This window comes from Actinoplanes xinjiangensis (assembly GCF_003148685.1).
Taxonomy (GTDB): Bacteria; Actinomycetota; Actinomycetes; order Mycobacteriales; family Micromonosporaceae; genus Actinoplanes; species Actinoplanes xinjiangensis.
This window is the reverse complement of record NZ_QGGR01000030.1, coordinates 21,339-44,561: the sequence shown is the minus strand read 5'-3', so window position 1 is coordinate 44,561 and position 23,223 is coordinate 21,339. Positions and strand designations below refer to the sequence as shown.

The following is a 23,223-nucleotide window of genomic DNA, read 5'->3' as shown; positions in this document are numbered from 1 at the left end:
CGAGGCATACCGTGGGTAACGCCCTGGTACTACACGCCCGCGACCAGATCAGCGCGGAGGCCCGGTCGGTGGCACTGTCGGTGCAGAGCGATCCCGACAACGACATCGTCATCCTCGACCTGCACAACGAACTGCCGTTCGACATCTGGGACTCGGTGGCGGCCGCGCTGCATCGCCGGGGCCGGGGTATCCGGTTGATGGTCTGCGGCGCGCACCCGGAGACCGGGGCACTCGCCGGCCAGTGGCTGTCCGACCGGCTGGGCCGCCCGGTGATCGCTCCGTTCGGACGGCTGATCCCGGGAGCGTCGGGTCTGCTGTTCGTGCACGCGGCGGACCTCGGCGGCTGGGTCTGCTACCGGCAGGGCAGGGCGCCGGTCTGGCAGTCGAAGCGCTATCCGGTGCCGGCCTGGGACGGCGCGGCAGTCGAGTACCTGCCGATCAGTTCGACCGCGGCGGCCGAACCGCTTCCCGGCGGTGTGTGGCTGCGGGAGAGCCGGGACGAGGCGGCGATAGCCGGGCACTGGCACCGTCTCATGTCGACGATGCCCTGCCAGCCGCACGCGATGTCGGTCGTCCTGGGTTGCCCGGGTACCGCACCGCTGAGCCTCGACGACATCGCCAGGTTCTGGCGCGGCCTGGCGCCCCAGGGCCGGAGCCATGCACGTTTCGTTCACTACGGCCCGGTCGCCGTGCGCACCGGCGAGACGGTCGGCCAGGCTCTGGCCGATCTGCTGGAGAGCCCGGTGGTTCTCTTCGGCGGAGTACCTGCCGGCAAGCCGTCGGAGCCGTCCCTTTTCACGGTGGGCTCCGACGGCCGGCCCGGTTGGCAGGTCTTCGCCCGGGAACTGCTCTACCAGCCCCGCGACAGCCGGGGGGCCGCGCCGAAGACCCCCCGCATCCTCGGGCACCGCGCCCCGGAACTGCTGGGTGAGCCGCTCGGCGCCCTCGCCTACCGGTACACCGACGACGCGGTCGTCGAGGTGATCCCCTCCGGTCTCTGGGTACGGGGCGAGAAGCCACCCCGCTACGCCGACCGCATCCGCGCCCTTCCGGCTGATCCGGACAGCATGCGTATCGTCGTGGACGATGCCGCGCCGGCCCTCGTCGACCGCTACCGCGAACTCGCCGGGGACCTGGCCGGCCGGCTCGACCAGGCCACCCGTGACCGGGCGACCACCCCGCTGTCCTCGGTGGCCGTCCGGACCGGCCTGCGGACACCCGGCCCCGCGGGTGGCGTGGTGACCGCTCCGCACGGTGCCACGGACCGTCCGGAGCCTGCGCCGGAACGGCTCCCGCCGGCGCCGGAGCCCGCCGTCGCCCCGCCCGGTCTCACGGTCGCCGGGCCCACGACCGGGGCCGAGCCCTCGGCACCGGTCCCGGCGGAAGCCGTGGCCGCCACGACCGGCCCGTCGTCCACCGCGTCGCCCACGCCACCGCCGGCCCGGCCGTCGTGGGCCGTGGGCCCGACCATGGCGCTGCCCTTGCGGCGTCCGGACCCTCCCGCGGACCCGCAGAAACCCGCTCCATCCTGGGCCGCCGCCACCCTCGAGATCCCGACGGCTGTTGCTCCGACGGCCGTTCCGCCGTCGAGGACCGCGCCGCCGCCGGCTGGTCCATCGCCGTCGGTCGTCGCATCGCCTGCCGTCGTCCGGGAAGCCGCCGAGGCCGACGCATCCGGCTACTTCCAGCGGACTCCGAGCGACGAGGTACGCGGCTACCGTCCCGACCTCGACCCGGTAGCGGAACGGGCCTGGCTGCGCCGCGCCTTCAGCCGGGAGTTCGAGGCCGCCTCCGGCGGCATCTCCCGGATCCTCGCCGGACACGCCATCCTGCAGAGCGGTCCCGAGGCTCTGGAACACGCGGTCGCCGTCCGGCTCTACCTCTCCGTCTGGGGCGACAGCGTCGACAAGATGCTGCGCCTGGCCGAACCGGGCGTACACGTCTCCTTCGCCCGGTGTGTGGCCACCGGTCTGAGCCGGCTGCCCTCGCATCGCGGCGTCACCTACGCGGCAGCCGATCTCACCACGGACGAGCTGCGGCATCTCGCCGGCCGCGGGACGCTGACCGACTGGGGGTTCACCAACGCGCTCATCGAACGGCCCGCCGGCCTGCCGGGGAACATCGAGGTCATGCTCTGGTCCACCACGGCCCGGCGGACCCGGCTGCTGGAACCGGAGGGTGACGCGGGCCTGCCGGGCCGGGTCCTGTTCCTGCCGGGATCGTCGTTCAAGGTGCTGGAGTTGCGCGAGCCCACCGACGGCGCTCGCGGCTTGCTGATGCTTCGTGAACTGGTCCGGGACGAGGCCGGGTTCGGCCGGAGAGTTCCGCTCGACGACCTGGCGCTCGCTGCTCTGCGCCGGAGTGTCGAGCGTGACGTCGGCGCCGGTCCGCCGATGCCGGTGACAGTCGCCAGCCGGTTCCTGGGTGTCCCCGGGATGATCTGACCCGGTCAGATCGCTCCGCCGGGCGGTGACGACCGCGGTGCACCGGCCGGGCCGGACGCGAGCCCGGACAGGGCCGACTCCAGCGACTCCCGTTGCGACGTGGTGCACCGGCCGTCGGCCAGCACCCGGCCGATCAGGTCCCCGGCCGGTCCGGGCGACTCCCGTACCAGCTCGGCACCGTGTGCGGCCACCCAGCCCACCATCCACGCGTCGACCTCGCGCGTACCCAGGACCAGGTGTTCGGCGACCCGGCCGGCCGTGCCACCGTTGGCTGCCAGCACCTCCGCGGCGTGCCGGTGCAGGGGCGGCCGCAGCGCGGCCGGGACACTCCCGACCAGGGCCTGCCGGAGCACCGGATGCCGGAACCTCAGGGCGCCCCCGATGTCCACGACGACGTCAGCCTCCCGTAGATCCGCCCCGACGGCCGACGACGGCCGCCCGGTGAACGCCGCCACGTCCGCGACGGTGAACTCGGCGCCGAGCAGGGCGGCGTGGCGCAGTGTCTCCCACCGGTCGGGGTGGAGGTCGGCGAGGGTCTCCTGGACGACGTCGAGCAGTGACCGCGGAACCTCCGACACGTGCGGCTCCACCTCGGCGTACCCGTCGACCACCCGGACGGCCTCCTGCTGCATCAGGCCATGGACCAGCTCACGGGCGTACAACGGGTTGCCGCCGGTCAGCTCGGCCAGCGATCGGAGCGCGGGACCGGGTGGCGCACCCGCCACGGCAGCGACGACCCGTTCGATGTCGCGCCGGTTCAGCGGCCCGAGGGCCAGGACGTGTCCGTCGTGAGCCACCACCCGGTCGCGAAGGCGGGCCGACCCTCGGCCGTTCGGTTCGATCCGGGCCGCGGAGACCAGCAGCAGCGGCAGCGAGCGGGTGAGTTCGATCAGCCGTTCCCAGACCAGCAGGCCGATCTCGTCGATCCACTGCATGTCGTCGAGGGCCACCGCCAGCGGGCCGGTGGCGCACAGGTCACGGACGTATCCGACGACCAGCTCGACGCCTCGCGGATCGCCGGGCAGAGCGCCGGCCAGCGCGGCACGGTGCGGGTCGGTGGCGGTGGTCTCCAGGTTCAGCGTCCGCATGACCGCTCGCAGCGGGACGCGCCTGCTGAGCTCGTCAGCGACGCCCCGGGCGATCCGGCACCCGATCCGCTCGGCCTCGTTCAGGACCACGGCCATCAGCTCGGACTTGCCGATCCCCGGTTCGCCCTCGATCCAGAGTGCCGTTCCGTGGCCGCCGGCGACCCGGCCGGCGAGGTGGAGCATCAGCCGTACCTCGGTGTCCCGGCCGATCAGGGAGGGACCCGGTCTCCGGGCCGTGGGCGGCGCGGACGGTGACGTGGGCGGCGGGATTCTCGGCGTCGTGGGCGGCTCATCGGATTTGGCCAGGATCCGCCTCTGCAACGCGCGGATCGTGGGGCCCGGTTCGACGCCGAGTTCGTCGGCGAGAGTCTGCCGGGCCGCACGGAACGCCTCGAGCGCCTCGGGGGCACGTCCCCCCTGGTGAAGCGCGGCCATCAGGAGTTCGTGGAACGGCTCGTGCAGGGGATACCGCCGGACCAGGGTGGTGAGGTCGGCGATCAGGCCGTCGTCGCCGCCGGCGGCCAGGATCAACCGGGCCCGCTGCTCTGCCGCGGCTGTGCGCAGCTTCTCGAGCCGATAACGGTCCAGTTCGACGAAACGGCCGGTCAGGTTCGTATAGGCGTCGCCCTGCCAGAGCGCGAGCGCCTCGTCGAGGACGGCCACCGCTTCGTCGGGCCGGCCCGCGGCGGCCGACGCCGTGGCCGACTCGCAGAGGTGACGGAACCGGTCGGCGTCCACGGCGTCTGCGGCGAGCCGCAGGGTGTATCCGGCCGCCCTGGAGACCAGCGGTCCGTCGTTGCGCCCGGGTTCGCGGTGTGGTTCCAGGCTTCGCCGCAGCCCGGAGACGTACGTGTAGACGTTGCCCGCCGCGGTCGACGGCGGGAAGTCTCCCCACAGGGCGACGATCAGCTCGTCGCGGCTGACCACCCGGTTCGCGTTGGCTGCCAGCACCGCGAAGAGCGCCCGCCGGCGTGCCGTACCCAGATCGATCTCCCGGCCACTCCGCCAGGCGCGTACCGGTCCCAGAACGTTGACGCAGAGCCCGGTCATCGGACGGCGGAGTATTCGTCGTCCGGGACCGACGGCTGTCCCGGTCCGGTCACCTCGATCAGCCCGGCCCGGAGCAGTGACCGCCTCAGCTGGCCGGCGAGCAGCTCACGGGACGGCGGGGAGAGGCTGGGGGAGGAGACGGCGTGCCGCAGTACGGCGATGGCCGAGGCCGGGACGGTGACGCTCAGCTGTTCCACGTTGGCCGTCAGCCACTGTTCCACCCACGCGTCGATCGGTACCGGACCGGCCAGCAGTTGACCTGCGACGCGGCTCAGGCCGCCGCCGGCCTCGGCGATCCGCTGGGCGAGTTGCCGGTGCATGGTGACCCGCAGCGCGGTCGGGATCGCGCCGTGCAGCACCTGGCGGACCACCGGGTGGCGGAACCTCAGACGGTGACCGTCCTCGACCAGCACCCCGGCGGTCATCGCCTCTTCCACGAACGGCACCAGAGCCGGAATGGGCTTGCCGGTCACCGCCGACAGGTCGGCTATGCGGTAGTTGTTGCCCAGGAAGGCAACCGCGTGCAGCAGTTGCCGGGTGTCGTCGGTCAGTGGCCGCAGATGCCGGTAGACGGCCTCGATCAGTTCCGGCGCGGGCGTGTCGGCGCTGAGTCCCTGCCGTTCGGTGATGACCAGGTGCCGCAGATAGAAGGGGTTGCCGCCGGCGGCCGCGACCAGGGAGCGGACCGCTCCCTGGTCGATGTCGGCCCGTAGGGTCCAGCTACGCACCAGGTCCGTCGCCGTCGGGTCGTCCAGCGGGCCGAGGTCGATCAGGGTGGCGCCGGTGCGGGGCAGAAGCCGCCGCAGCAGGCGCATCTCGTGCCCGGTGGGCAGCGGCCGGGAGGCCGAGACGAGCAGTAACGGCAACCGGTCGGTGAGTTCGTGGAGCGCATGCCAGACCAGCAGCGACGTGTCGTCGGCCCATTGCATGTCGTCCAGGACGAGCAGCACGGGTCTCTCGGCGCAGCGGGCGGTCACGAAAGCCTTGACCGCGTCGATCACGGCCATGGTCGGCGGCATCGTTCCGTGGGCGGCGTACAACGAGGCGAGCAGGTCGTTCGCCGCGTCGCGAGGGAGGAACTCCGGCAGCAGACTCAGCGGCGCGCCGCGGTCGGGCTCGTCTCCGACACCCCAGCCGACCTGCACCTCGGCGGTGGCGGCATCGCGCAGGCCCTCGGCCAGCAGCGCGGACTTGCCGATACCGGCCTCGCCGCGAATCCAGTGGCTGCCGCCGTGGCCTCCGTCAGCCAGTGCGGTGAACGCCTGCCGGAGCCGGGCCACCGTTGCGGTCCGCCCCCGGAAACCGGCGTGCCGCGGAGGCACCGGCGAGCGGGGCCGGGCCGGGCGGGCGGCGTCGTCGGCCAGTTGGGCGTGGATCCGGGTCACGGCGGCTCCGGGCTCGGTGCCGGACTCCGCCAGGCGTTCGCGCAGTTCGGTGTAGAGCACGGTCGCCTCGTCGGCGCGGTCCTCGGCGGCGAGCGCCAGCATGGTCACCGCGTGCAGGCTCTCCCGGGTGGGGTGGCGCGCGGCGAGGTCCAGCAGAGGGCGGGTGACCTCGGCGGCCCGGCCGAATCCGAGCATCAGTTCGGCGTGGCGTTCGGTGGAGGCCAGGTAGAGCTCACCCAGCCGGACGCGCTGGGCCTCGGCATGCGGCCCGGGCACCCCGGCCAAGGGCTCGCCACCCTGCCATTCGGCCAGTGCGGCGTCGAGGGCGGCCAGTTCGCTACGGGCGTCTCCGGACGCGCGGAACGACCTGCTCTGCTCGCGTGCCCTCTCGAAGCGGTGGACGTCCACCTCCTCGGCCCGCACGTGCAGGCGGTAGGCGCCACCCTGCGAGGTGAGGACCGTGTTGGAGGACCAGCGGTCGCGACCCGGTTCGAGGACCCGGCGCAGCGCTGAGACGTAGGTGTAGAGATTGCCCATGGCGCTGGACGGGGGGTCCTCACCCCAGACCGCTGCGATCAGCTCCGCACGCGGCACGGCCCGGCCGGAGTTCAGGACGAGGGCGGCGAAGACGGCTTGGCGGCGAGCGGCGCCCAGTGCGATTTCCCGTCCCGCGAGCGTCACCCGGGGCGTGTCCAGCAGACGGATGTCGAAGCTGATGGGCACTGCCGTCATACGCGGTCCTCGCGATATCCCCTGCTTGCTCCATCAACTATTCGGCCGAAATATTAGCCGAAAGATGGATGGGGGCAACCGTTGATGCGACGACGTTGACGGCATCGGCTATTGTTTCGCGCCGCCGATGGCGAGGAGGGGCATCGTGCCTAGCAGAGCCGGGCACCGTCTGTCCCGTCACGCTGACAATTCGTCGTTCGGGGTGATGAACTCGTAATCGTTTCCTTCCGGCGAGGTGCCGGAACAACGCGTTCTGGGGGCCGGATTGAGCGACGAATTCGCGGGCGAGATCTTCCTCACCCTTGCGAACGAGGGCCGGTTGGTCGTCGCTTCGGAAGAGGCCGATTCCCTCATCGCCGGCCTGGAGGAGACGATCGCCATCCTGAACGAGCGATTGAGCGTGCTGGACCTCTGGCGGCGGACCCCGGGCCTCGACCGGATGCCACCCGTGGTCTCCGGCGCGGTGGTGGACACCGTCTTCGTCGATCAACTGTGCCCGGGGCGCATCGAGCGTGCCGCCCGGGAGCTCCCGAAGTATGTTGCGGCCCTTCGCCTGGCCCGTCGGGAACTCACTGTCGACTGAGTCAGCCGGTCCGTCCGGGCGGTGACACGGAGGCCGAGCGCCGTCGCCACAGGTACGACACGAGAAGCACCGTCACGAGCATGGTCAACCCGATCGCTACCCCGATCAGCACGGTTCCCAGCATGCCGAGACTGCTCGGCGGAGCCGGCGCCGCGACAGCAGCCGGTTCGGCAGCCGCCCGCGTGGTGACCGCAGCGACCGGGGCGACCACACCTTCGACCACCGTGTCGAGCACCCGCCGGGTCGCCTGTGCGGCGGACAGCCCGGGATCGGCTGAGCGGACCAGGGCGATCGTGCCGGCCACGAACGCGGCGGCATACTCGGGACCGGTGCCGGCGCGGCCGATGCTCGCCACCTCGGCACCGGGGGCCAGCAGATCCGCCGCGGCGCCGTCGGACGGGCGGCCGTCCCGGTCCGCCGCACCGACCCGGAGCAGGCCGTCCGCCGCCGGGACCGCGGCGGTCGCGGGGATCACCACCACCACGTCGCGGGCGATCGCCTCGCTGATGGCGGCGCTCACCCTCGGGTTCGCGGCATCGACGGTGGCGCCGACGAGCAGCACTCCGGCACCGGAGGAGGCCGCCACCTCGATGGCGGTCGCCGTGAGGCCCGGCGCCGGCTTCGTGATCCCGGCCTTGACCGGTATCACCTTCGCGCCGGGCGCCACGCCGAATGTCCGTCCCGCGGCACCGTCGTCGCCGGCCACGATGCCGGCCAGCGCGGTTCCGGATCCGCTGCAACTGTCGTCCCCGCGGCCGGTACCGGCGGCGACGTCCGTGCCGCCCAGGACGCGGCCGGCCAGCCCGGGGGCCGAGCCGTCCACGCCGGAGCCCACGATCGCCACCTTGACGCCGGAGCCGTCCGCCACGGTCCAGGCCCCGCTCGGCGTGAGCAGGGACTGACCCCACGATGCGGCGCCCGGCACGGTGGTGCTCCACCGGCACTTCGACGGACGGGTTCCGCTGACCGGCAGTGGGCCGTGCTGAATCTCCGCGCCGACCGCGTCCCACGGCAGAACGAGATGCCAGCCCGGCGTGAGATTGCCGAGGTTGGTGAGCCGGCCGCCGTCGGGTTGAACCCGGCCCGCGTTCAGTTCGAGGATCTCACCGGCCCGCTGCGGGTCACCCAGGAACCGCTCCGCGATCTCCCGCAGGTTCTCCGGCGCGCCCTGATGACCGCGGCCGACCGTGTAGTAGTACCGGTTCCGCACGGCGTCCGCGGGTGGCTCCGCCCGGGCCGGCAGGGCGGCCCCGGTGAGTGCCGCCACGCACGCGGCGAGAACCAGTGCGACCGGACGCCGTGTCGTGGCCGGCATCGCCCTCACCATTCGGACTTCTCCACGAGCGCCCACTCGTGATCGTCGCCGGTCTTGCACGGGAACAGCGCCAGCCGGGCGTCGGGGCCGCCGTTGGCGTCGCCGTCCACCTCGAGACACATGTCGGAGGCCGTGTTGCGCAGCCAGTAGTAGGTGAAGCCGCCGGAGGTCGTCCGCGGCTCCAGCCGGAAGTACTGGTTGTCGTCGTCGAAACAGTTCGACTCGTTGAGCAGCGTGCTCTGCGCCACCGCGCTGTTGCCCGGCGGGTCGATGCAGTAACCGTCGTCGGCGTTGCGGATCCAGTAGAGCTGGTACCCGCCCGCATCCACCCGCCGTGGTTCGAACGTCCACTCCTGGTTGTCGTCACCGGTCTTGGCGCAGGGGAACTGGTTGACCGGGCCGTCCACCGAGCCCGCATGGTAGTTGGGCACGTCGATGCACATTCCGGTCGCGAGGTTGAGGACGAAGTACGGGCCGTAGGCCGTGCCCGCAGCGCCGGCTCCCTTGACGGCCGGCTGATTGGTCCGGCCCGGGGGCGCCGACGAGGGGGCGGCCGTCGTCCGGCCGGGCCGGGAGGAGGCGGCAGCCGAGGGGGACACCGGCGCCGACGGCTTCCTGACGGGCTGCAGCCGGGCGTCCTTGGCGTACGCGGTCTGTGCGGTGGACACCCGCTCGGCCAGGTCGGTCACCGTCGCGGTCCGATCGCCGCGGGTGAAGGCGGCCAGAGCGTAGGTGTAGCCGCCGTTCTTCTTGATCATCTCGCACATCGTGCGGCCGAGTGCCGGGATCGCCACAGCCGGATCCCACGGGGACCTGCCCGGCGCCGCGTCGACGCTGCTCGCCCACGCCTGTGGGGGGAACTGCGCGATGCCCTGCTCGCCGGCCGGGCCCAGCTTGTTCGGGTCGAAGCCGGAGGTGGCCATGATCTGTGCCGCGATCCGGGCGGGTGGCATGTCCGGGCAGCGCTTGCCGGCTGCGGCGATCGCCGGCAGGTACACCGCCGGGACCGGGACCACCGCATCACCGGCGGTGGGGACGGGCGTCGGCGCCGGGGACACGGCGCGACCGGCGAAAGCAGGCTGCAGGGCGTACCAGGTCGCGTATCGCTCGACGGTGTCCACATAGTCGTCCGCGTCGCCGGGAACGCCGCCGGCCGCGATGACCGGTTCCATGCCCAGCCGGTGCGCCGCCAGCGCCACCCGCCACGGATCCTCGTCCAGGTTCACCGTACGGGCCTGGCCGGCGAGCCGGCACATGTGATGGGCCAGAGCGGTCACAGCGGCCTCGCGGTCGGTGATCTGTGCGCCTTCCCACGGCACGTTCTCCTGCCACTGTGCCGGGGTGAGCGCCGCCACTCCCGCCGCGCCGCCGCCACTCATCGTTGCCACCGGCTGATCCCCGAAATTCGAGGCGACCATGATCTGCCCGGCCAGCCGGGGCGCGGTGAGTGCGGCACAGGAAGACGCCGCGCCGACGAGGATCCGTACGTCCTGGGCGGAGACCTGGTTGCCCGCCTCCGCCTCGGCGGCGCCGGCCGCACGCCGGGCGGCCAGGCCCCCGGCGCCGGTCAGGACCGCGAGCGCCAGCACGACGCCGAGGGCGACCGGGCGGCCCAGACGTGATCGCCGGGACGGAGCCGGCGGCAGGGACGTGGAGATGACCTCGGTGGGCTTGCCGGTGTCCTGGCCGGCGCCGGGCGTCCCGGTGTGAATCGTCGCCGGAGCCGGAGCCGGAGCCGGAGCCGGAGCCACTGGGGTGGCGGCGGTCTCCTGCTCCCACCGCAGGGTGCCGACGACCGCGTCGAACATCAGAACCACGGCCTGGACCGTTTCGGCCTCGACGTCGCCGTCGCTGACCGCGGTGAAGGTGACCAGACCGTAGGCCCCGGGCACCTGGGGATGGGCGATGTAGTACTTGACCTGGCGGGACGGCATTCTGCTCTCGGCCGGTCCGCTGCTGGACATCGCGGACACCCGGACGGCCTGGGAGCCGCCGATCTCCAGGTAGGTCCCGTCCGTTCCGGCTCCGGCGAGAACCGACGCGAACAGTTGCTCCGGGGCGGTGCCCTCCTCGACGTCCTCCACCACGGCGACGAACAGGGAGCCGGGCAGCCGTACGCCGTCGAAGTCCGCGATCGGCAGCAGTACCGTCCGCGCCTGATTACGGTTCGCCTCGTCCACCGCGGCGGTCATCTCGAGCCGCAACGCCCGCTGCCATGAAGCGGCCTTCTCAACATCCGTGGGCGAGTGCCGGCGGACGAGGTCGTCGATGATCCGGGCGCGCTCACCGGCGCTGTTCGAGCCGGCCGGGATCTGCGCCCAGCCATCCGGGACGATCAGCTCCAGGTCGATCACGATGGTCCCCCCGGCGGCGGATCGGGATGTACAAAGCGGCGGTAACCATAGCGCAGTTGACTTGGACGAAGGTGTCCGGCTTTCGGCGTCACGATCGCGGACCCCGCGTGGCCGGTGCTCTGCTGCGAAGGCGAGAAGCACGCCGCACGCGCGACCTTCCGGGCCCATGGCCCCCCGGCTGCCCGGCAGCCCATGCTCGTTCCAGGAGACCGGTGCGGTTCCGCGCGTCCCGGCTCCGAGCGCCGCCGATCTCGAACCTGTTCGGACGGCTTCTCGGTGGCTTGCGAAGCCGATCTTGAAGCCGGCGGCGAGTCGGGTGCTCAGGAGAAGTAGAGGCGGCCGAGTCCGTTGGTGACCTGGAGGCCGTGGTAGCGGCCCCAGTCGGTGGTCGGTGTGATCGGTGTGCGGGCTGGCACCGGTGTAGCTCCGCCAGCCCTCGGAGGCCCGGCTCGAGGACCAGATCTGCCGGTTCCCGATGATGTACTGGATGCGCGGCTCGAAGGCTGACCGGTCCCTTCCGTCACCGGCCGGGCGGGACTTCCCCGCCGCGCAGCGCAGTCACCGCTTTGCCGAGGTGACGTGCGGCGGCGGTCAGGCCCAGCACCGCTGATGTGGGCATCAGTCCGGGCCGGGCGCCCTGCCGGAGGAACTCGCGAGCCAGCGCCGTGTGCCACTGCCAGTGCCAGTCCGCCTCGCGTAGCCCGAGCTCGTCGAGGTGCAGGAATTCCTGCCGCCGGCCGACGACCTCACCGATGAAGGCGTCGACCGGGCTCGTCTCGGCGCCGGCCGGATCGGTGGGGTGCGGGCCGATGTCGCAGCCGCACAGGTCGCCGGCGAACTCGGCGTCGGCCACGACACTGGACCAGAGCATCGAACCCGCGCCGGTACGCCGTACGACGAGCACCAGGTCGACGAGCAGCCGGGCGGCGTCTCCCGCCCAGTGCTGGGGGCCGTAGCCGGAGGCGTCCACCAGCCTGGGCCACGGTTGCCCGGTGGCCCGCACCAGGATGTTCCCGGAGTGCAGGTCGCCGAAGCCGTGGACGTACGTCACCTTCTTGGGCACCGGAGGCACGTTCGTCCCGGGCAGAGTCCGGTCGTCGGCGAACGTCCGGAGCTCGGTCGCGAGTCCTTCGGCACCGGGTACGGCGGCGCCTTCCGGCAGCCCCCAGACCGGTCGGTAGGCGCTGATCGCCTCGCGGACCCGCTGCAGATGGACCGGCGACAGCGCGAACCAGGAGTCGGTCGCCTGATCCGTTCGCAGGCTCGACTGGAAAAGCGGCGCCAGGGAGCGGCCGAAGATCTCCCCGGCGACGGCGCCCGCCTGCGTGGGCAGGGTGCCGGGGTGGGCGAGCCACCTGTCCAGGGCGACGGTGTCCTCGGCGAACGGGGAGGCGAGCGCCCAGTAGTCGGACTGCGGGTCCTTGCGAGCCCGGTCGGCGAACTTGACGAGCGCGCCGTCACCGATCACCTCGGCCGCGTCCTTGTTGATCCGATGCTCGGATTCCAGATCCGCACGGTTCAAGCTCATCTTGATCACGGAGGAGCGGTTCGCCCGGCCGGGTTGTTCACCACGAACCTTGCAGACGAAGGCGCCGGACTTCCCGGCGGTCAGGTGCTCGACGTGCAGGGTGGTGTGCAGGTCTCGTTCGCCGAGGCACTCCAGTATGAGTGAGCGCGCGACCCGCTTCCCCCGTGCTCGAACATCGCCGTCGGCCCCGGGTGGTGTGCCGAGCTGGTACAGCATGGACTCCATCCCGGCGGTCTCCGCGAATTCGACGTTCAGCTTGCCGCCCCAGCCCTGGACGGTGAGGTGGCGGCTGATCCGGGCGGCCAGGTGGTGGTAGTCCCAGCTCTCCACCTCGTCGGTCGCCGACTTGGTGAGCGTGAGTTGCTTGCGGTGGATTGCGGCGGCGGCTCCGCGGTTACGGGCCAGCTCGGCGAAGTACGGATAGTCGTGGCCCACGCCGGTGACGACGAGGATGTAGCAGCGGGGCGCCTTGTCGCGCAGTTCGTCGACCACGCTGAGGGCGTTCTCCGACTCCTCCAGCTCGTAGTCGAGGATCGCGATGTCGAACGGCTCCTCGTCCTCGATCAGGGTGCATGCCTTCAATGCGCTGTCGGCGAACTTCCAGTCGACGACCACATCGATCTTCTTGAACGCGATCTTGAGGCCCTGCTTGATCTTCTCAGCCTGTTCCTCGTGGTCGTCGACGATCAGGCCACGATGCTGCGTGGTCACGATTCCGCCCTCCACTTCTCCAGTCGTATCGCGACGGCGAACGTCCAGTCTTCCTTCGGTTCCACCTCGTAGATCTCGCCGCCGAATCTCTCCAGGCGGTGGCCGACGGCGTCCAGGCCGCTGCGGTTGCCCACCGACTCCCGTGTGCTGGCGTCGTTGAACACCGTGATGATCAGCTGGCTCGTCGCGGTCAGATCCAGCTCGACGAGGATCCGCTGCGGGATCCCCTCGATGCGATGCGTTCGCTGGGCGTTCATCAGGATGTGAGACACGATGTCGTTGAGCAGCCGGTCGGTGCAGAATGCCTGGAACCCCTCGGGGGCCGCGTCGGAAAGGCGGCTGTCGTCGAGTTCGATGTCGTCACCGGCGAATCTGCGCCGGACGACTTCGAGGGCGTCGACGGGCGCGCGATGGATGAGACTGGGCAGGATCCCATCGTCGTCGAGGGCGAACCTCGACCACCATTCCAGGTCGGCGAAGAGCGTTCGAGCCAGGACCGCGTCGGTACGGCCGCTGCGGCGCAGCCATTCGACATAGTCGTCGATGCGCACGGTGGTGTCGTCGACCAGCTTGTCGCCCTCGGCCTGGACCGTCTGTTCCCATCGGACGCCGAGCTCGCCGGGGATGTCCCCGCGTACCGCCCGGCTGAGCAGGATCTGGCGCAGCGGCCGCAGGTTGGGCAGGATCCGGTCGAGGAGGAAGTTCGCACAGCTCGACCAGCCGTCGCGGATGCCTCCCAGATCGGTGACGTCGTCGCCGGCCTCGGCGAACTCGATGTCGGAGCGGACCATCCAGGCCCGGTTGGCGTAGTCGTGCCCGGCCGCCTTGAACTCGTCGCGGAGAGCGGCCCAGGCGCTCTGGACGTCGGTGGGTGGCGTCTGCTGCGACCGCATCGCGTACGAGGTGACGTACCGTACCAGCGGGAGCCTGAGAAAGAGCTGCTCTGTGGGGTCCTGGCGTAGGTGGTCCTGGAGACTGTCGAGGCTCTGCACGATCTGGCCGACGACGGCCCGGCGTTCGTGCGGCCCCGGAGCGCCCACCCGGGAGATCAGCAGAAGCGTCTCGAGCAGCATCTGGGAGACGACGACGCCCTGGCGCTGATTCTTCCGGAGGATGGCGCCCAGTTCCTGGGCGAACCGGTCGGGGGCGATGCGTACCAGCAGGATGACCGCTTGGATGCGCAGGCGCTGCTCGACCAGCAGCGCCTGGTCGCCGGTGAGCATCCCGACCGCAAGGTCAGCGATGATCGCACGGTATTCCGGGAACGACAGCGGCTCGGAGTCCAGCCACTGCGATTCCGCGACGAGCAGGCGCAGGAGCGAGTCGCGTACCGGCCGCTCCATAGTGCCGGATCTGAGTCGTTTTGCCACGTCCTGGCGTCGCTTGGTGTTGAGGTCGGCTTCGCGCAGCCTCAGTCGCCAGCTCAGATATTCGACGCACTCGGCCTGGGTCACCGTGGCCCCGAAGAGGTCTACCGCCTGCTCCTCGAACAGCTCCTGCTTGGCCCGCGGTGTCAGCATCGACACCAGCCAGCTGCGATGTTTGGCCAGCGAATCCTGGAGTGGTGTGTGCAGGGCGGCCGCCTCGTAGCTGTCCCGCAGAGCACAGACGGTGCAGTGACCGCTCGGGACCCGGCTCATGGCGGTCCGCGCCACGTAGATGATCTCGACTTCGGCCCGGCCGGACGGCGGCTGTCCGGTCGACCGGTGGACGGTCGTGATGCGCTGCAGATTGACGGCGTCGCTGTCGGACATGCCGTTGAGCAGCAGCACCACGGTGATCATGGAGACACCCATGTCGGCGGCGAGCCCCACGAGCTGTTGTACGGTGCGCCCGGTGCTCGCGCCGGAGTCGAGGATGACCGCGTGCCGGACGGCGGGGAACACGACCGAGCCGGAAAGCTGCCAGTTGGTCGCGTGTGCCGCACGTGGGACGGCGACCGGCCCCTCGGGTAGGTCCAGGCCCACATTGCACAGCGCCTTGCGCAGCAGGGTCGCCGCCTCCCGCAGGTCGTCGGCGGTCGCCGCCGGGTAGAGGATGCCCACCGTCGTCCCGGCCAGATCAGGCCGGCGGTGGCGTTTCTCGATTTCGGTGGTGAGGTCCGCGAGCACGGTCCGCGACCATTCCTCCTCGCGGAACAGCAGAGTGGGATCCACGTAGGCGGTGTAGTGGCGGTCCGCCGGGCGCTCGATGTGCCCCAGACGTGCCGCCGAGTTGCGTTTCATCGCGTCGACGTACTTCTTCTGCTCGTTGAGGTATCGCGGAACCGGCCGGCCGGGATCCTCCGGACGGCGCAGCACCGGGTCGACGAGCCTGGCATCGCTGTCGTCCTCCGCTTCGACCGACACGGTGGCCAGCTTGACCAGCGGCACGCGCCCGGACGGCAGATCGAGGTGGTCCGCGGACTTCGCGCGCTCGGCCTCCGGGCGGGTGTCGACGATCGTCGCGACCACGACCCGCCCCGGTTCGCTCGCCGAGACGTCGAGCAGCTCCCGGCCCACGGTGGCGCCGCTCGAGATCGCGTCCACGAGGAGCAGCACGAGCTCCGGGCCACGCCGGCCGACCTCGCGGGTGCCCTCGCCCGGCGCGCGGTCCCGGTACCGGCCGGCCAGCGCCGCGGTGAAGATCCGCAGCACCCCTTCGGGGGTGTACTTCAGCGCTCGGATGACCGGCTCCTCCCGGACCTCCAGGGTCCGGAGGGTGTCCTCGACCAGGGCGACCAGAGCCATCCCGGCGACGGCCTGGATGTCCAGACGGGACAGCATCGCGTCGAGGTCGCACCATCGGCTGGTCACCCGGAGACTCGGCGTCAGGAACGGCCCGGTCCAGACGTCCGGTTGCTTCTGGTCGGCCCGTGGTTTGTCGATGGCCAGCTTGATCCTGTCCCGAGCCCAGCCCGCGAGGGCGGTCACCGCGTCCTGCGGGAGGGTCCTGAGCGTCACCGCGTCCTGCTCGGCCCCGGTGACGCTCTGCAGCAGGGCGGTCGATTCGCGGAGCTCGGTGAGGGCTGCGATCTGCTCCGGTGGCCACGTGGCCGTCGCCGCGAGCGGGACGGGCTCCTCGGCGCGGGACAATCGGGCCAGTACCCGCCGCTGCGCCACGGTGCCGCCGACCCAGTAGTGCCGGTTGTTCGGTGCGATCACGAGCATCGGCGCGGGTGGCGGCGTGTCCCGTACGTCGTACCTCGCATTGATGTGCTCGATGGCGACGGCCATCAGCGCCCTGTTCGCGCTGGCGAAGGCCAGACTGACGCAACGGTCCCCGGCACCGGCGGCGGCTTCGGCCACCAGGCTGATGGCCAGGCCGATCTCGACGTCGTGGGTGGCGTCGGCGTCCGCGTCGATCGTGACGACCAGGTCGACGGCCTTGCGCGCCGGCCGGGCGAGCTCGTGCCGGATCCGGTCGAGGTCCGCAACCTTCAGGCCGTCGTGCGAACGCAGCCCGGCGGCGAGACATCGCGGCGATCGCCCACGGGTCGCAGCCGATCGTCCCTTCCCGGCGTCTCGGCGGGGCGGTGTGATCAGCTCGCCGGAGTCCTCGATGACGCTGCGGCGGGGCGAGGTGAGCAGCGCACACTCGACGAGTGTTCCGGGCAGCACGGCCTGAATCGGCCGGGTGGCGTCGAGCACCGCGGCGGAGTCGCAGACCCGGCTCACGACCTGACCACCCGACGAGATCAGCAGGCTGCCCTCATGTGCGCGGACCACGCGCGAGGCCTTCCACAGCCCTCGGGCGGACTTGTCGGTCGCTCCCACCGGCCTGTCGAACGACTGACACGCGGCGTCCTCGCCCCAGGCGATGCCGGGACCGGCGTTGGCGACCACGAACCGGACCAGGTCGTTCTCCTCGCCGTAGGCATGCCGGGTGAGCGGCTCCAGAGCGGAGTCGAAATCCTCGTGGCGGACGCCGTAGGTCTCCGGATCCACGATCACCCCGCCGAGCAGGATCTCCCGAGCCTGCGTGTGTTCGGCCACGTTCTCCAGCAGCTCGTGCATCACACCGCGGGTGACGGCGGCGGCCATCTCCGCGGACAGTCCGAGCTCGCGCCAGTTCCGTTCGAGCTCGGCTGTCGTCGACGTCAGCGATTCTTCCTGCGTGTCCTCGACCGGTATCCAGCGGTAGGGCAGAATCCGCCTGGCCCGATGCGGCGGGTCGGGGCGCAGCAGCGACCGATGCCGGTCACCCTCGACCGAGTCGGCCGGTTCGCCGTCGTCTGCGGCCGGCCGGTCCGACGCGATCGGGCCCAGCGCCTCGACCACGCCGGCCTGGTCGAGGTAACGGTGGCAGTTGTAACGGCGGATCCGGCGCATGGCGGCTTCCGAGTCCGACGGGGCCTCGCCGGTCACGCCCTTCGTGTCGGGAAGCAGCACCGAGCAGTCTGCCCCCGCGTCGGAGGCCAGGTGGACGAGCAGCAACAGGTGCCCGAGCGTCACGAAGTCAGCGAAGCCGACCTGCCGCAGATCGATCACCAGCCGCTCGCCGAGCAGGCCCCGGTCGTCGTAGTTTGCGGCGGAGTACCGCGGCGGCAGACGGCCGAGAGCCTCCTCCCACGACCGCGCGTTGAGCCGGGTGCCGAGCTTCAAGGTGGTCAAGGCGCACCTCCATACGAGACGACAGGGGTGCGGCGACGCGGGTGAAACGACCCACGAGCGGCCCTATTCGTCCGAAGGTACGCCGCACATCGACATTGAGGGAAGCCACTGTTGGGGCCGGCCCGGCGAACGAGAAAGAGGGCCTCGAAGTGACGATCGGGGCCATTGATTCCGGCTGACGTCTGTGATCCGATCCTATGGGGAGTTCCAGCCTGCAGAAAGGACCTGCCACTGTGGCTGACCGCGCCTTCGAAGGACCGCTCGCTGAATACGCCACCCTACGCGGTGAGATCGACTCCCGGTACAAATACCAGCAACAGATTCTAGCGCTCCAGCTCACCCTTACCAGCGCCATTTTCGCGCTCGCGTTCTCCAAGCCGGCGCCACTGGGCGTACTGCTGATCGTGCCGCTCAGTTCCTATCTGCTGTGCGGGCGCTATATCGGGCAGCGGACTGCCATTCGCTGGATTTCGCGATACATCGAGACGGAGCTGAGCCCGCAGGTCCCCGGCGGATTCGGCTGGCCCACCTGGTCCCGGGCGAACCGCCGCCCCGAACGTTTTTTCGACTGGTACCTCCCCCTGTTGATCTGCTTCCCCGGCGCCGGGTTGCTGGCGCTCGGCTGGACGGCCGGGCTCGTCTTCGGCTCCGGTCAGATCTCCGCGTGGGCCCGAACCGGGCTGGTCCTGGTCTGGCTGATCGGGCTGGTCTCCGCAGCCACATGCGCCTACCTGGTGAGCCGCGTCTACATCAAGCGACCCCAAACGACCTGAGCGACTCGGCCGGATCCGGCTGCCCACCCCGGGTGTTCGCCGTCGCACGTCCCTCTATAGAGCCTGTTTTCGATCTATATGGTCGTGGTGCCGGCGTGGCGGCGGACCATCTGATGGATCGCTGCCCAGCAGATGATGGTTTCGTGGTGTTCGGGTAGGGCGTTCGTAGTCGCGGGCGCAGCGGCGTCGGCGGGTGAGCCAGGCGGATGAGGCGGCCGCGCGGCGAGGTGCCAGCGTGAGCCGGCCCTTTTCCGTCAGGCCTCCCACCGTGAATTCGGGAAATGAGAAATCGTGGTGGAGGATTCGGCCTGCCGTGCCTTTCGGGCCCGCCGGTAAAGGACTATCTGAATGCGGGCGGGCGGGGGCCGTGGGCGGCGTAGGCGTGCACCACCGCGAGGACGATGTCGTCTTCGGTGGTGATTCCGAAATGCCCCAGCAGTACGTCGCAGATCTGTTCGGCGGTCTGATGCTGTTTGCCGGTGAGCAGGCCGACGAGGCCGGCGATGCCCTCGTCGAGGCCGGTGTCGCGGCGCTCGATCAGACCGTCGGTGTAGAACACCACGCTGGAACCGGGCGCCAGCGTCGCGGTGTGGTCGCTGCGGCCGATCTTCCAGCGGGTCCCCAGCAGGGTCTCCGGGTGACTGTGCAGGACCTCGACCGTGCCGTCGGCGTGCAGCAGGATCGGCGGCGGGTGTCCGGCGTTGGACCAGCGCAGCGTGCGGAGACCGCGTAGGGCGTCCTCCGGTGACTGCTCGATCTGGGCCAGAACGGCAGTGGCGTACCTGTTGACGGCCAGCCCGGACATCGCCGCATCCAATCCGCTCAGCACCCGCGCCGGCGGCTTCTGGAGGGTGTACGACACGCCGCGGGCCAGGTTGCGGATCTGGGCCATCGCCGCGGCGGCGTGCCGGTCGTGGCCGGTCACGTCGCCCACGACCACGGTGAGGCAGCCGTCGGGCAGCAGGAACGCGTCGTACCAGTCTCCGCCGACCTGGACCTGCTCGGCGGCCGGACGGTAGCGTACGGCGACCTGAAGATGTTCGGGCTGGACCGGAGCGGTGAGCAGACTGCGCTGCAGCGACTCGGACATCTCCCGTTCCAGGCTCGCGCTGCGGCGCTCGCTGTGCCGGGCACGGATGCGCGCCAGGCTGCGTTCCAGGGTCGCGGCGAGCAGTGCCACGAACTCCCGATAGGCGTCGTCGTCCGGCAGGTGTTCGCTGCGCCGGACGATGAGCCGACCGTCGTCGGCGGGCTGGTCGGCGGCGAGCCGTACCGAGAGAGTCCGCTCGGCGCCGCTGCCCGGCGCGACCGGGGTCACGCCGGGCAGGTGGATGTCGACCGCGTCCAGGTCGTCGGTGGCGGCGCGCAGCACCGGCAGGGCACGGTCGAGGAAGTCGTGCGGGCTGTCCAGGTCCAGATCTGCCAGGCGGCCGGTCAAACGGCTCAGCAGGGCGAGTCGGCGGTGCCCGATGACCTGGGCGGTGGTCTCCGCGACGATGTCCAGGACACCTTCGATGGTGCCGTCGTCGGCGGCCACCGCCGAATAGGAGAAGGTGAAGTACGACTCCTCCAGCATCCGGTGACGTCTCATCAGTAGCCGGAAGTCGTCGATCGCGACGGTGCCCTCACCGGCGAGCACCGACGTCAGCAACGGCTGGATGTCCGGCCAGACCTCGGGGAACACCTCCCGGGCGGGCCGGCCGAGTGCGGCGGGATGCTTCTCGGCGAGGATCGGCAGGTAGGCCTCGTTGTAGAGCAACACGAACTCCGGTCCCCAGAGCAGCGTAGCCCCGATCTTGGACCGCACCATCAGGTTGACCGCGGCCCGTAGCGCCGGGCTCCACGATGCGACCGGGCCCACCGCCGTCGCGGCCCAGTCGACCTGCCGGTAGGTGTTCCGCACTGCTCCGGCGGCCTCGAACGGATCACTCACGGAACGAATCTAGTCGTAGACCCCCGCCGCCGGTTCCAGCGTCGCCCTGAGGCGCCGGCCGGACACCGCGGCGGTGGTCCCGACCGGCTTGCAGGACGATGCCGTGGGCGTCATCTCCGTCACTGTGGGTGCCCGAATCGCAGGTCGGACCGTTTGCCGCGGCGCCGGCCGGGTAGACGGCGGCCTCGGTCGACGGCGCCCGGTCCGGTTCTCGGGACTGCACCCGGCAGCGGGTTGCCGGCCGAACCTGTCGGATGCGTGTGTATCACCGCTTGCGAAATCTGCCATTTTACGGGGGTTGGTTGTCATGACGTCACCTACTTATCGGCTGCGCCGGCTGGGCACGATCATGTCGCCGGATCCGGACGATCCGGTGGAGTTCTGGGGTGCCTTCAATCCCACTGTCGGGCGCACACCGGACGGCCGGTGGCGCCTGCTGGCGCGGGTGACCGCGGAGGGCAACGTGTCCCGGCTGCGAAGTGTGGATCTGGTGCTCGACGACGGTGTGCCGGTCGGGGTGCACCGTGGTGATGTGGTGATGGCTCCGGACGAGCCGTGGGAACGCGGCGGTGGGCGGGGCGGCATCGAGGACCCACGCGCCACCTGGATGGAGTCGCTGGGCCTGTACGTCATGTCGTACACCGCGGAGGGCGGCGCCCACGGGGCCCGGGCCGCGCTGGCCGTGTCGGAGGACTTCCGGACCTGGCGGCGGCTGGGGCCGTTGCATTTCGCGTACGATCCCGAACTCGCGCATGATTTGAACGTCTTCCCGAACAAGGACGTGGTGCTCTTCCCGGAGCCGGTCACGGCGCCCGACGGCCGGATGTCGTACGCCTTCCTGCACCGGCCGATGTGGGATCCGATGCTGGATCTGCCGGCCGGTGTCACCGACCGGCGGCACAGCATCTGGGTGTCGTTCGCCCCGGTCGACGCGGTGGCGGAGGATCTGCGGGCCCTGGTCCTGCTGGATCAGCACCGGCCGGTCGCGCAGCCGATGTTCCCGTTCGAATCGACGAAGATCGGAGCCGGCCCGCCGCCGATCCGTGTGCCGGAGGGCTGGCTGCTGCTGCATCACGGGGTGAGCGAGCACGACACCGGTGAGCCGGTTCCGCGCCTGGACTACGCGGCCGGTGCGATGCTGCTCGACGCCGACGACGTCACCCGGGTCCGCTACCGCACGTCCGAGCCGTTGCTGGCGCCGGAGACCACCCAGGAGCAGGCAGGTGTCGACCGGCACATCGTCTTCCCCAGCGGACTGGCCCGGATCGGCGACGCCGACTATCTGTTCTACGGGGTCTCCGACCGCTACATCGGTGTCGCGGTGCTCGAACGGGCCGCGGCCGAACCGGGCGCCACCCCGTGGCAGGCAGTCGACGGCCCGGCGATCAGCCGGCGCGTGACGGCGCACCACCGTGGCCGGAAGTCGTTGCCGTGCCTGCCCGCCGATCAGGCGGTGGCGTAGGGCCGGGCTGTGCCGCGACGGAGGAATCCAGTCGGTCGACGGCGCCCGGCCCCGGTGAGGTCCGTCCTGTTTGGCGATTTTCACCCAGGGCAATAGCTGACCGACGGCAACGGACGACGGTTGGTCGGCCGTGGCCCGGCGAAGTCCGGCAGCCGCGACCACGCAGACGCCTGACGACCGCCGCCGACCCCGGACGGGCCGGCGGCGGTCGCCTTTTCGCACCGAGAGGGACCTCCCCGTGGACGTCATGACCATCACCGGCCCCCTACGATCAGCCGTCGTCGTGAACCCGGTGAAAGTGCCCGACCTGGACGAGCTGCGCCGCACCATCACCGACGCCCTCACCGCCGAAGGCTGGCCGGAACCGATGTGGTTCGAGACCACCGTCGACGACCCCGGCGTCGGCCAGGCCACCCGGGCCGTCAAGGACGGCGCCGAACTAGTCCTCGCCTGCGGCGGCGACGGCACGGTGATGGCCTGCGTGACCGCCCTCGCCGGCACCGACGTCGCCCTGGCCGTGCTGCCCGCCGGCACCGGCAACCTGCTCGCCGCCAACCTCGGGCTCAGCGGAGACGTCGCCACCGGCCTCGAAGTCGTGCTTCAGGGTGGGCGCCGTCGCATCGATGTGGGCGCGGTCGGCGAGCGGAGCTTCGCGGTGATGGCCGGCATGGGCTTCGACGCCCACATGCTCGACGACACCAACGACACCGCCAAGAAACACATCGGCTGGCTGGCGTACGTCGCCGGGGCCGTCCAGCACCTTCGTGACCGCCCCATGCATCTGCGCATCACCCTGGACGACAAGCCGCCTTTCACCCGCCGGCCCCGTACCGTCATCGTCGGTAACGTCGGCCGGCTGCAGGGCGGCATGCGGCTGCTCAGCGACGCGCAACCCGACGACGGTCTGCTCGACGTCGCCATCCTCAGCCCTCGCACCCTGCGCCACTGGGCCGCCCTCGGCTGGGCCGTGCTGCGCCGTAAGGAGAGTGTGCCGAGGATGGAGACCTACACCGCCACCCGCGTGCAGATCCGCAGCCGGCGGGTCCAGCCCCGCCAACTCGACGGTGATCTCATCGACCCGGGTAAGGAGCTGCTGGTCACCGTACGGCCCCAGGCTCTGCTGCTGTGTGTGCCGCAACCCGCCGCCGACCCGGACCTCGCCCACGACGCGGGAGCGGTCGAGCACGACGCCCACGAGGTGCGTTGACCGCGATCCGCTGAGGCATCCCGGCGGCCGGCCGTTGACCGGGAGGGTCGCGTCACCGCATGCGTG

12 protein-coding genes are annotated in these 23,223 nt (G+C 71.0%); 5 read left to right on the top strand and 7 right to left on the bottom strand.

All coding sequences use genetic code 11. The features are described from left to right. The first annotated feature begins 11 nt into the window (after positions 1-11). Complete coding sequence (locus BC793_RS40465; protein ID WP_249037410.1) at positions 12-2,444, top strand: hypothetical protein; 2,433 nt, start codon at positions 12-14, stop codon at positions 2,442-2,444. Between the two features lie 5 nt (positions 2,445-2,449). Here the strand turns inward: BC793_RS40465 and BC793_RS40460 are convergent, their stop codons facing one another. Both BC793_RS40460 and BC793_RS40455 read right to left on the bottom strand, forming a co-directional pair. Next, positions 2,450-4,582 (bottom strand): ATP-binding protein, encoded by a 2,133-nt coding sequence (locus tag BC793_RS40460; protein WP_109601920.1) that lies wholly within the window; start codon positions 4,580-4,582, stop codon positions 2,450-2,452. Next, on the bottom strand, positions 4,579-6,699 hold the full coding sequence (locus BC793_RS40455) for an ATP-binding protein (protein ID WP_109601919.1): 2,121 nt from the start codon (positions 6,697-6,699) through the stop codon (positions 4,579-4,581). The genes BC793_RS40460 and BC793_RS40455 overlap by 4 nt, the downstream gene beginning before the upstream one ends. A gap of 265 nt (positions 6,700-6,964) precedes the next feature. Between BC793_RS40455 and BC793_RS40450 the strand changes: the two genes are divergently transcribed. Then, complete coding sequence (locus tag BC793_RS40450; RefSeq protein ID WP_239170669.1) at positions 6,965-7,282, top strand: hypothetical protein; 318 nt, start codon at positions 6,965-6,967, stop codon at positions 7,280-7,282. A 1-nt stretch (position 7,283) separates the two neighbouring features. Here the strand turns inward: BC793_RS40450 and BC793_RS40445 are convergent, their stop codons facing one another. The 4 genes from BC793_RS40445 to BC793_RS49970 form a co-directional block, all read right to left on the bottom strand. Next, positions 7,284-8,597 carry a S8 family serine peptidase gene (locus BC793_RS40445; protein ID WP_158319520.1) on the bottom strand — a complete coding sequence of 438 codons (1,314 nt, stop codon included), beginning with the start codon at positions 8,595-8,597 and terminating at the stop codon, positions 7,284-7,286. 5 nt (positions 8,598-8,602) lie between these two features. Continuing rightward, positions 8,603-10,951: an RICIN domain-containing protein gene (locus BC793_RS40440; protein WP_109601917.1), complete on the bottom strand. Its 2,349-nt coding sequence runs from the start codon at positions 10,949-10,951 to the stop codon at positions 8,603-8,605. A 520-nt stretch (positions 10,952-11,471) separates the two neighbouring features. Continuing rightward, on the bottom strand, positions 11,472-13,190 hold the full coding sequence (locus BC793_RS40435) for a response regulator (protein ID WP_158319519.1): 1,719 nt from the start codon (positions 13,188-13,190) through the stop codon (positions 11,472-11,474). Next, the gene (locus tag BC793_RS49970; RefSeq protein WP_158319518.1) at positions 13,187-17,782 is read right to left on the bottom strand and encodes a hypothetical protein; all 4,596 of its coding nucleotides are present in this window, start codon (positions 17,780-17,782) and stop codon (positions 13,187-13,189) included. Before BC793_RS49970 ends, BC793_RS40435 begins: the two co-directional genes overlap by 4 nt. 233 nt (positions 17,783-18,015) lie before the next feature. Between BC793_RS49970 and BC793_RS40430 the strand changes: the two genes are divergently transcribed. Then, on the top strand, positions 18,016-18,555 hold the full coding sequence (locus BC793_RS40430; protein WP_146246685.1) for a hypothetical protein: 540 nt from the start codon (positions 18,016-18,018) through the stop codon (positions 18,553-18,555). Between the two features lie 340 nt (positions 18,556-18,895). On the opposite strand, the gene BC793_RS40425 is transcribed toward BC793_RS40430, so the two are convergent. Beyond that, the gene (locus BC793_RS40425) at positions 18,896-20,488 is read right to left on the bottom strand and encodes a PP2C family protein-serine/threonine phosphatase (protein WP_109601914.1); all 1,593 of its coding nucleotides are present in this window, start codon (positions 20,486-20,488) and stop codon (positions 18,896-18,898) included. 307 nt (positions 20,489-20,795) lie between these two features. Here BC793_RS40425 and BC793_RS40420 point away from each other — a divergent pair, with 307 nt between their 5' ends. Then, complete coding sequence (locus BC793_RS40420; RefSeq protein WP_109601913.1) at positions 20,796-21,950, top strand: glycoside hydrolase family 130 protein; 1,155 nt, start codon at positions 20,796-20,798, stop codon at positions 21,948-21,950. Positions 21,951-22,197: 247 nt separating this feature from the next. Continuing rightward, positions 22,198-23,157, top strand: a complete 960-nt coding sequence (locus BC793_RS40415) for a diacylglycerol/lipid kinase family protein (RefSeq protein WP_109601953.1) — start codon at positions 22,198-22,200, stop codon at positions 23,155-23,157. The last annotated feature ends 66 nt before the right edge of the window (positions 23,158-23,223 follow it).

What these genes read in the sequence shown, in the direction of transcription:
- BC793_RS40460 (WP_109601920.1), bottom strand. Translation starts at nt 4,582, where the DNA reads ATGACCGGGCTCTGCGTCAACGTTCTGGGACCGGTACGCGCCTGGCGG.
- BC793_RS40455 (WP_109601919.1), bottom strand. Translation starts at nt 6,699, where the DNA reads ATGACGGCAGTGCCCATCAGCTTCGACATCCGTCTGCTGGACACGCCC.
- BC793_RS40445 (WP_158319520.1), bottom strand. Translation starts at nt 8,597, where the DNA reads ATGCCGGCCACGACACGGCGTCCGGTCGCACTGGTTCTCGCCGCGTGC.
- BC793_RS40420 (WP_109601913.1), top strand. Translation starts at nt 20,796, where the DNA reads ATGACGTCACCTACTTATCGGCTGCGCCGGCTGGGCACGATCATGTCG.
- BC793_RS40415 (WP_109601953.1), top strand. Translation starts at nt 22,198, where the DNA reads ATGACCATCACCGGCCCCCTACGATCAGCCGTCGTCGTGAACCCGGTG.